The sequence below is a fragment of the Cellulomonas sp. genome (genome assembly GCF_017744555.1).
Taxonomy (GTDB): Bacteria; Actinomycetota; Actinomycetes; order Actinomycetales; family Cellulomonadaceae; genus Cellulomonas.
On sequence record NZ_JAGIBD010000002.1, the window covers coordinates 23,111 to 31,695 of the forward strand.

Annotated in this window: 8 protein-coding genes and 1 pseudogene; 7 read left to right on the forward strand and 2 right to left on the reverse strand. The window is 72.9% G+C overall.

What is annotated here, in order from left to right:
* The first annotated feature begins 146 nt into the window (after positions 1–146).
* From J7523_RS02310 to J7523_RS02325, 4 genes are all read left to right on the forward strand, one after another.
* On the forward strand, positions 147–1,136 hold the full coding sequence (locus J7523_RS02310; protein ID WP_291881713.1) for a DUF6325 family protein: 990 nt from the start codon (positions 147–149) through the stop codon (positions 1,134–1,136).
* Positions 1,137–1,169: 33 nt separating this feature from the next.
* A complete protein-coding gene (locus tag J7523_RS02315) occupies positions 1,170–1,523 on the forward strand; it encodes an SHOCT domain-containing protein (RefSeq protein ID WP_291881716.1) in 354 nt (117 codons plus the stop codon).
* 89 nt (positions 1,524–1,612) lie between these two features.
* Positions 1,613–2,953, forward strand: a complete 1,341-nt coding sequence (locus J7523_RS02320; protein WP_291882291.1) for an anaerobic C4-dicarboxylate transporter family protein — start codon at positions 1,613–1,615, stop codon at positions 2,951–2,953.
* 20 nt (positions 2,954–2,973) lie between these two features.
* Entirely contained in the window at positions 2,974–4,317 is a 1,344-nt protein-coding gene (locus J7523_RS02325; protein ID WP_291881721.1) for a M20/M25/M40 family metallo-hydrolase, read from the forward strand.
* A 2-nt stretch (positions 4,318–4,319) separates the two neighbouring features.
* Here the strand turns inward: J7523_RS02325 and J7523_RS02330 are convergent, their stop codons facing one another.
* Complete coding sequence (locus tag J7523_RS02330) at positions 4,320–5,846, reverse strand: MFS transporter (RefSeq protein ID WP_291882293.1); 1,527 nt, start codon at positions 5,844–5,846, stop codon at positions 4,320–4,322.
* Between the two features lie 184 nt (positions 5,847–6,030).
* Between J7523_RS02330 and J7523_RS02335 the strand changes: the two genes are divergently transcribed.
* The 3 genes from J7523_RS02335 to J7523_RS02345 all read left to right on the forward strand — a co-directional run bounded on the left by J7523_RS02335 (position 6,031) and on the right by J7523_RS02345 (position 8,252).
* Complete coding sequence (locus J7523_RS02335; RefSeq protein WP_291881725.1) at positions 6,031–6,858, forward strand: alpha/beta fold hydrolase; 828 nt, start codon at positions 6,031–6,033, stop codon at positions 6,856–6,858.
* Between the two features lie 211 nt (positions 6,859–7,069).
* Positions 7,070–7,447 carry a hypothetical protein gene (locus tag J7523_RS02340; protein WP_291881728.1) on the forward strand — a complete coding sequence of 126 codons (378 nt, stop codon included), beginning with the start codon at positions 7,070–7,072 and terminating at the stop codon, positions 7,445–7,447.
* Positions 7,448–7,664: 217 nt separating this feature from the next.
* The gene (locus J7523_RS02345; RefSeq protein WP_291881731.1) at positions 7,665–8,252 is read left to right on the forward strand and encodes a TIGR03086 family metal-binding protein; all 588 of its coding nucleotides are present in this window, start codon (positions 7,665–7,667) and stop codon (positions 8,250–8,252) included.
* Positions 8,253–8,279: 27 nt separating this feature from the next.
* On the opposite strand, the pseudogene J7523_RS02350 reads toward J7523_RS02345, so the two are convergent.
* Positions 8,280–8,585, reverse strand: a pseudogene (locus J7523_RS02350) (hypothetical protein); the annotation flags it as partial.

The window sequence follows — 8,585 nt, forward strand, 5'->3', positions numbered from 1 at the left end:
CGGTCCTGTGAGCGGCGCCTGACGGTTGGCGTGGAGCCGGCCCGACGGTGGCCATATCGGGAGAGTAGCCACATCAGTACCCATTTCGGGTGATGAGGACGATCGAAAGCCGCGTGAACACTTTCGGCACCGGCACAGGAGGTGTCATGCCTGCACAACCCGTCGAGGTGACCGTGCTCGGCACCCTCCCGGCGCGGTCGATGCTGCGGCTGCGCGCCCACGGGGTCCGCGACTCGCACCGCCAGACCGTGGTCCACGGGACGGTCCGGGACACCGCCGCGCTGCTCGGCCTCGTCGAGCAGGCGCACGCGCTCGGTCTCGACGTGGTCGCCGTCCGGCGCACGACGCCCGCGGGACGGCGGACCGACGGCATGGGCGTCGCGCTCGTGGTGGCGGGCAACGTCGGCGACGTGCTGCTGTCGATGCTCGACCACCTGCAGGACCGGCAGCGGCTGCGCTGCACCGCGCTGAGCGTGCGCGCGGACGCGCTCGACACGGTGCTCGCGTGGCTGCGCGAGCACTCCGTCGCGGTCCTGACGACCGCGGCTGCGCTCCCCCCAGGACCACGACCACCCGTCGCGGGTGATGCTCCGGCCGATGCCGCTGGCGAGGCTGAGGACGCGACGGGACGAGCCGCACGGAACACGGCGCGGACGAGCGCGGTGACGGCTGACGAGGAGGACGACGTGACCGACCTGGACGACGACAACCGAGACCTCGGACCGATCGACTACCTGGTCGTCGAGTTCCCGCACAACAAGCTCGACGGGACCGCGTTCCCGCTGCTGATCGACCTCGTGGACCGCGGCATCATCCGCATCCTCGACCTGGTGTTCGTCGAGAAGCAGGACGGCACGGTGCGGACGCTGCAGATGCACGACGACGCCGGCGGCGGCGGTCAGCCCGACCTGTCGATCTTCGAGGGCGCCGCGTCGGGCCTGCTGGGGGACGACGACGTCGCCGAGGCGGCCGCCGCGCTCGACGACGGCTCCGCCGCCGCGATCCTCGTCTACGAGAACGCGTGGGCAGGACCGTTCGCGGCGGCCCTGCGTCGCGGGGGCGGGCAGCTCGTCGCGACCGGCCGGATCCCCGTGCAGTCGATCCTCGCCGCGCTCGACGACCTCGACGCGAGCTGAACCCACCACTGGTCGAAGGAGGAGGAGGACACCATGCCGGGTCTCATCCGCGGGGTCGCCCGCACCGCCGTCGTCGCGGGGACCGCGAGCGCCGTCTCGGGCCGTGTGCAGCGCCGCCAGCAGGGACGCTGGGCCGCGCAGGACGCCGCCGCGGCGGGCTACCCGCCGCCGCAGCAGTCGTACGCGGCGCCAGCGCCGACCTACGCCCCGCCGCCGCCCCCGCCGCCCGCGTACGCGCAGCCGGTGTACGTCGAGGCCGCAGCGCCGGACGCCCCGGACATGGACGCGAAGATCGCGCAGCTCAAGCAGCTCGCAGAGCTGCGTGACCAGGGGATCCTCACGCACGCGGAGTTCGAGGCGCAGAAGACGCAGATCCTCGCCGGCTGACCGGCGGCCCGTGACGGGTCGCCGTCGCGGCGCACGGGCGGCCGGCGGACCGCCCCGACCTCGTCCGCCCATGGGGTGACGGGGTGGACATGGACGTGTCGTTCGTGCTCGAAGCGGTCGTCGTGCTCGCGGCGATCGTCATGGGGACCCGCTCGGGCGGCGTCGGGGTCGGTGTGTGGGGCGGCCTCGGCGTCGCCGTCCTCGTGTTCGTGTTCGGGGAGCGGCCCGGCGAGCCGCCGATCGACGCGATGCTCATCATCCTGTCGGTCGTCACCGCGGCGTCGCTCATGCAGGCGGCGGGCGGCATCGACTGGATGGTGAAGGTCGCCGCGGGGATCATCCAGGCGCACCCGCGGCAGATCACGCTCCTGGCGCCGCTGACCGCGTTCGCGTTCTCGATCGGCTCCGGGACGGGCAACATCCTCTACCCGCTGCTGCCCGTCATCTACGACGTGTCGTACCGCAACCACATCCGGCCGTCGCGACCGCTGACCGTGTCCGTGGTGCAGTCCGGGATGGCGCTGGCCGCGTCGCCGGTGTCCGCGGCGATGGCCGCGATGCTCACGCTCACGGACGTCGCGCCGTACGACTTCGGGCTCGCGCAGATCCTGTCCATCACGATCCCGGCCGCGCTGGCCGGCATCGTCGTGACGGCGCTCGTGGTCGGGCGGATGGGCAAGGACCTCGACGACGACCCGGAGATCCAGGAGCGGATCCGGTCCGGGGTGCTGCCCGACCCCGACGCCGCGGGCGAGGGCGTCGAGCTGACGTCGACCACCGCCGGGCGGAACTCGGCGATCGTGTTCCTGCTCGGCGTGCTCGCGATCGTCGCGTTCGGGCTGTTCCCGGGGCTGCGGCCGTCGTTCGCGGAGGACGGCGGCGCGGTGCCGATCGACATGACGTCGACCATCGAGCTCGTCATGTTCACGGTCGGCGTGCTGATCATCCTGGTCGGCCGGCCGAAGATCAGCGAGGTGCCGAACACGTCGGTGTTCAAGAGCGGACTCGTCGCCGCGATCGCCCTGTTCGGCATCGCGTGGCTCACCGCGACGTTCATCGCGGCGCACGAGGAGTACATCGTGTCGACCGTCGGGGCGTGGGTCACGGACTGGCGGTTCATCTTCGCGCTCGCCGTGTTCCTCGTCGCGGCCCTCACCACCTCGCAGTCGACCGCGACCCGCACCATCGTGCCGATCGGCCTGGCCGTCGGGCTGTCGCCCGCGCTCGTCACGGGCATGTGGGCCGGTGCGCTCAACGGCGTCTACACGCTGCCCGCCAACGGCACGCAGATCGCCGCCGCGAACTTCGACCTCACCGGGTCGACCAAGCTGGGCGGCAAGCTGCTCGACCACTCGTTCTTCGTCCCGATGCTCGTGATGAGCGTCGTGTCGATCGGCGTCGGCGCGCTCGTCGCCGTCATCCTGTACTGACGTCCGTCCGGAGGGGAATCGTGGAGCACAGCGAGGTCAGCACCCGCGTCGCGGCCGTCCTGCCGGGGGTCCTCGCGGACCTCGGCGAGCTCGTGGCGATCCCGTCGATCGCGTTCCCCGGCTACCCGCCGGAGCCTGTGCACGCGATGGCCGCCCGGACGCTCGCACTGTTCCAGGAGGCCGGCGTCACGAACGCCTACCTCGCGGACGTGCCGCACGGGTACCCGCCGGTGGTCGGCGAGATCCCCGGGCCGCCCGGGTCGCCTGTCGTCACGCTCTACGGCCACTACGACGTGCAGCCCGCACCGGCGACGCAGGGGTGGACCACCGACCCGTGGGTCGCGACCCGGCGCGAGGACGGCCGCATCTACGGCCGCGGCGCCGCCGACGACAAGGGCGGCCTCGCGATCCACCTCGCGACGCTGCGCGCGCTGGGCGGGAAGCCCCCGTGCACCGTGCGCCTCGTCGTCGAGGGCATGGAGGAGACGAACAGCAACCTCGAGGAGTTCGTCGAGGCGCACCCCGAGCTGTTCCGCTGCGACCTGTTCGTCGTGTGCGACATGGGGAACCTGCGCGCCGGGGAGCCGTCGCTCACCGCGACCCTGCGCGGCGACGTCGCGTGCGTCGTCACCGTCTCGACCCTCGCGTTCCCGCTGCACTCCGGCGTGTTCGGCGGACCTGCCCCCGACGCGATGATGGCGCTCGCGCGGCTGCTGTCGTCGCTGCTCGACGAGCACGGCGACGTCGCCGTCGAGGGCGTGACCCGGTACGACTGGTCGGGCGCCGAGCAGTCCGAGGAGGAGTTCCTCGCGGGCGCCGGGCTGCTCCCCGGCGTACGGACCGCCGGCACCGGGTCGATCTCGTCGCGGCTGTGGTCCCGGCCGTCCGTGTCCGCCATCGGCGTCGACGTCACGTCCGTCGAGGGGTCGTCGAACGTGCTGCACCCGTCCGCGCGGGCCAAGATCTCGATGCGCATCGCGCCCGGCGCCGACCCGGCGTCCGAGCTCGACGCGCTCGTGCGTCATCTGGAGACGCACGCGCCGTGGGGCGCCCAGGTGGTCGTCGAGAAGACCAAGGCCGCGCCGCCGTTCACCGTGCCGACCGACGGGCCCGGGTACGCCGCCGCCCGCCGGGCGTTGCGCGCCGCCTACGGCCGGGACGCCGGGGACGTCGGGTCGGGCGGGTCGATCCCGCTGCTGCAGACGCTCGCGTCCGTGTCGCCCGGGGCCGAGTTCGTGCTGTGGGGACCGGAGGACGTCGCGCTGTCGCGGATCCACGCGTCCGACGAGAGCGTCGACCCGTCCGAGATCGAGCGCATGGCCGTCGCGCAGGTGCTGCTGCTGCACGAGCTCGCGGAGGGCTGACCTCAGCCGAACGCCGCGCCCTCGATCGCGCTGTTCGGCGACGGGTCCGGCAGCCGCCGCATCCGCAGCCCGTTGACGATGCCGGCGGCCCCGACGAGCAGGGGCACGAGCAGCGCGATCTGCAGCGCCCGCGGCCGCACGTCCGTGTTGATCTGCACGATCTCCGCCGCGACGGCGGGCGGCTCGTCCGCGAGCAGCTCGTTGAGCTGCGTGTTGCTCATGAGCTGCGCGTCGTCCTCGAGGACGGTCGCGACCTGCTCCTTCTGCGCGGAGTCGAGCACCGTGCTGGCGTTCGTCTGGTTGGTGAAGCCGAGGGACAGCGCCGCGAGCAGGATGCCGCCCGCGAACGCGAGGCCGAACGACAGGCCGAACGAGCCGGCCGCCGAGTTCACGCCCGCAGCCTCGCTCACGTGCTCCTCGTCGATCGGCGACAGCGTGTAGTTGTTGAGCTGCGAGACGAGCAGGCCGAGCCCCGACCCGAGGATCACGAGCGGGATCGCCAGGTACCAGCCGGACGTCGCGCGCGGCACCACGAGGATCAGCCCGATCACGCCGACCACCACGAGCACGAACCCGGACAGGATGATGTCCGCCGGGCGGCGGCCGCCCGAGCGCTTCCCGGCGAGGATGGCCAGGGCGAACATGCTGAGCGAGAGCGGAGCCAGCGACAGGCCCGCCGACATCGCGTCGTACTCCAGCACCATCTGCAGGAAGATCGGCAGCGTGATCATCGCGGCACCCAGCGTGATCTGCTGGAACATCTGCTGCGTCACGCCGATCCGGAACAGCGGCAGCTGGAACAGTGCTGGGTCGAGCAGCGCAGGCTTGCCGGTCCGCTTGCGGTGCACGAGCCACCGCGCGAGCCCGAACAGCGCGATCGCGCCGATCAGGATGAGCGCGCCGACGGCCTCGCCGCCCTCCTGCCACACGAGGATGCCGAGCACGACACCGCCCATGCCGAGCGCCGACAGGGCCGCGCCGACCAGGTCGATCTCCCGGGGGCCGGTGTACGGGACGTCCTTCACGAGCCCGATGCCGATGAGCACGACCGCGATGATCGCGGCCTCCAGGCCGAACGCCACCCGCCACGACAGGTAGGTCGTGATGAACCCGCCCAGCAGCGGGCCGATGGCCGCGGCGATCGACGCCGACGCCCCGACCAGCGCGTACACGCGGCGCTGCGCCGAGCCCGTGAAGTTGCCGTGGATGAGCGACTGCATCGACGGCAGCAGCAGCGACGCACCGAGCCCGCCGATGATCGCCCAGAAGATGATCACGGCCGTGAGGCTCTGCGCGAGCATCATCGCCACGGCACCCGTCGCGTAGCCGAGCAGGCCCAGCACGTACGCGCGCTTGCGGCCCGCGAGATCGCCGATCTTGCTGCCGATGAGGATGAACGCCGCCGAGACGAGCGCCTCGAGCGCGATCGCCGACTGCACACCGCTCACGGTCGTGCCCAGGTCGCGCACGACGGCGGAGATCGAGACGTTCATGAAGGACGTGTCGACCACGAGGACGAACATCGCCATCGCGAGCAGCACCGCGAGGCGCTTGTCGAGCGGGGCCTCGGTCTGGGGCTGCGGTGCGTCGGCCACGTCGCGTCTCCGTCCGTGGGTCTGGTCCGATCGTGCCGAGCGTCCCGCCTGCGTCCGGGCGCGAGCGTCACCCGTTCCGGGTGGTCCTGGCGGGTCGCCGCCCTGCCAGGATCGCGACGTGGGGACCCTCGCCGCGGGCTGGACGGAGCGGACGGTCCGCGTCGGCGGCCGTCAGATGTTCGTGCGCACCAGCGCGGACGTGCCCGACGCGGTGCCGATCGTGCACGTGCACGGGTTCGCGATCTCCGGGACGTCGCTCCTGCCGACCGCCGAGCGACTGACGGACCGGGCGACGAACATCGTCCCCGACCTGCCCGGGTACGGCCGCAGCGAGCACCCCGAGGCGACCCTCGGCATCACCGCGCTCGCCGAGACGCTGCTCGAGTTCCTCGACGCCGCCTCGCTCGAGAAGGTGGTGCTCGTCGGCAACTCGATGGGGTGCCCCGTGATCCTCGACGTCGCGCACGTCGCCCCCGAGCGCGTGCAGGCCGTCGTCCTCGCCTCCCCCGCCGGCGGCGTGTGGAACCAGCCGCTCGCGCGCGGCCTCATGCAGCTCGCGCGCGACGCCACCCGGGAGAGCCCTCGCATGGCGCGGCTCGCCGTGCCGGACTACTTCCGGTTCGGGCCGCTCAACGCGTTCCACCTGTTCAGCGAGCTCACCCGGTTCCCGTCGCAGGAGCGCATCCTGCGCACACCGGTGCCCACGCTCGCCGTGGTCGGGAGCCGCGACCCGTTGATGCCCCCGCGGTGGCGGGTCATGGAGGTCGCCCGGCTCGCCCCCGCGCACGTCACGCTCGCCGTGATCGTCGGCGCCGCGCACGCCATGAACTTCAGCCACCCCGGCGAGCTCGCCCACGTGATCGGGTCGTGGCTCGACGGGCGGGAGATCGTCGACGACCCCGACGAGCCGGGGATCTCGCGCGTCCTGCAGGTCGCGCGCGACTGACCGGTCCGCGCGACCGCGCGCGTTTGCTCGGGGCGCACTCCTGCCGACCGTGAGGTGGGTGTCGGCCCGGCGCTCGCCTGCCCGCGGCGCTGACCTGCGGGTGAGCATCCTGCACGACTACCCGCGACGGGTGAGGAACCGGCGCCCGGCAGGGGCCACCGTGGGCACAGACGCCGGAGCCGTAGCCGGCGCGGGCTTGAGGAGGCCGCTCGTGAACAGCTTCTGGGACTGGTTCTGGCTCATGGTGTGGTGGTTCGTGTTCTTCATGTATCTGATCCTGCTGTTCCAGATCGTCGCGGACCTGTTCCGTGACAAGAACGCCAGCGGCTGGGCGAAGGCGTTCTGGGTCATCGGGCTGATCGTCTTCCCGTTCCTGGTCGCGCTGATCTACATCATCGCCAGGGGCAAGGGGATGGCCGAGCGGCAGACGCAGCAGATCGCGGAGTCGAAGGCGGCGACCGACGCCTACATCCGGCAGACCGCCAACGCGTCGCCCGCGGCGGCCATCAGCGAGGCGAAGAACCTGCTCGACGCCGGTGTCATCGACCAGAACGAGTTCGCCGCCCTCAAGGCGAAGGCGCTCGCCTAGTCCACCGCGGGCAGCCCGCCGACCGAGGGGGTCGCGGGCTGCCCGCTGTCGTGTCCGGACCGAGGGGCTCGTCGTGCGTCGCGCGGCGGGCCCTTCGGCACGTCCGGACGCCGTCGAGCGGCGGCCCTTCGGCGCTCTTGAACGGAACGGATCGTTCCGCTACGGTTCTTGTAACGGAACGATCCGTTCCGTTCCGAATTCGAACGAGGAGAGACCGATGACCGCCACGACCCCCTGGCCCGTCCTCGACCGGGCGCACGCGGCGCTGCGCACCGTGGTCGCGGACCTCACCGCCGCCGACCTCGACCGCCCCACGCCGTGCACCGAGTGGAACGTCACGCAGGTGCTGCAGCACGCCGCAGGCGACCAGCGCGCGTACGCCGCCGCGATCACCGGCCACGACGGACCCACCGAGAACCCGTTCGAACCGTCCGGCACGCTCGACGGCACCCCTGCGGCGCTCGTCGAGCCCGCGCTCGTGGCGTCGGCCGGCGCCTTCGCGACGGTCACGGCCGACGCGTCCACCCCGACACCCCTGCCGCAGGGCAGCCTGCCGGCACCGGTCGCCGTCGGGGCCGCCGCGCTCGACGCCGCCGTGCACGCGTGGGACGTCGCCGTGGCCGCCGGCCGACCGTCGCCGCTCGACGACGCGCTCGCCGCCGACCTGCTGCCCGTCGCCCGCTCGATCGTCGAGCCGCTGCGCCAGTACGGCGCGTACGCGCCGGCGCTCGACCCGGCCCGGGGGGACGGCCCGTCGGCCGAGCTGCTCCGCTACCTGGGCCGCAACCCGGCCTGGACGGCCTGACCGGCCCGGCGCCGTTCCCGCCCGGGATCAGGCGTCGGACGTCGGCGCGTCCGGGGTGTCGTCCGTCGGGGGCGTCGACGTGCCGTCCGTCCCGCCGCTCGTCGCGCCGGGAGCGGCGCCCGCGAGGATCAGGTACAGGTCGCGTCGGGCAGCGTCGAGCACCGCGAGCGCCTGAGCGACCTGGTCCTCCGTGCCCGTGCGGGCCACCTGGACGGCGGCGCCGCCGAGCGCGTCGAGCGCCGCGCGCAGCGTCCGGCCCGGGTGGGCGGGGCGTCCTGCGGCCTCCTGCCACGGCGTGCCGAGCGAGGCGGCGTTGGCGTCGACGTACGCGAC

What these genes read in the sequence shown, in the direction of transcription:
- J7523_RS02320 (WP_291882291.1), top strand. Translation starts at nt 1,613, where the DNA reads ATGGACGTGTCGTTCGTGCTCGAAGCGGTCGTCGTGCTCGCGGCGATC.
- J7523_RS02315 (WP_291881716.1), top strand. Translation starts at nt 1,170, where the DNA reads ATGCCGGGTCTCATCCGCGGGGTCGCCCGCACCGCCGTCGTCGCGGGG.
- J7523_RS02310 (WP_291881713.1), top strand. Translation starts at nt 147, where the DNA reads ATGCCTGCACAACCCGTCGAGGTGACCGTGCTCGGCACCCTCCCGGCG.
- J7523_RS02345 (WP_291881731.1), top strand. Translation starts at nt 7,665, where the DNA reads ATGACCGCCACGACCCCCTGGCCCGTCCTCGACCGGGCGCACGCGGCG.
- J7523_RS02330 (WP_291882293.1), bottom strand. Translation starts at nt 5,846, where the DNA reads ATGGCGATGTTCGTCCTCGTGGTCGACACGTCCTTCATGAACGTCTCG.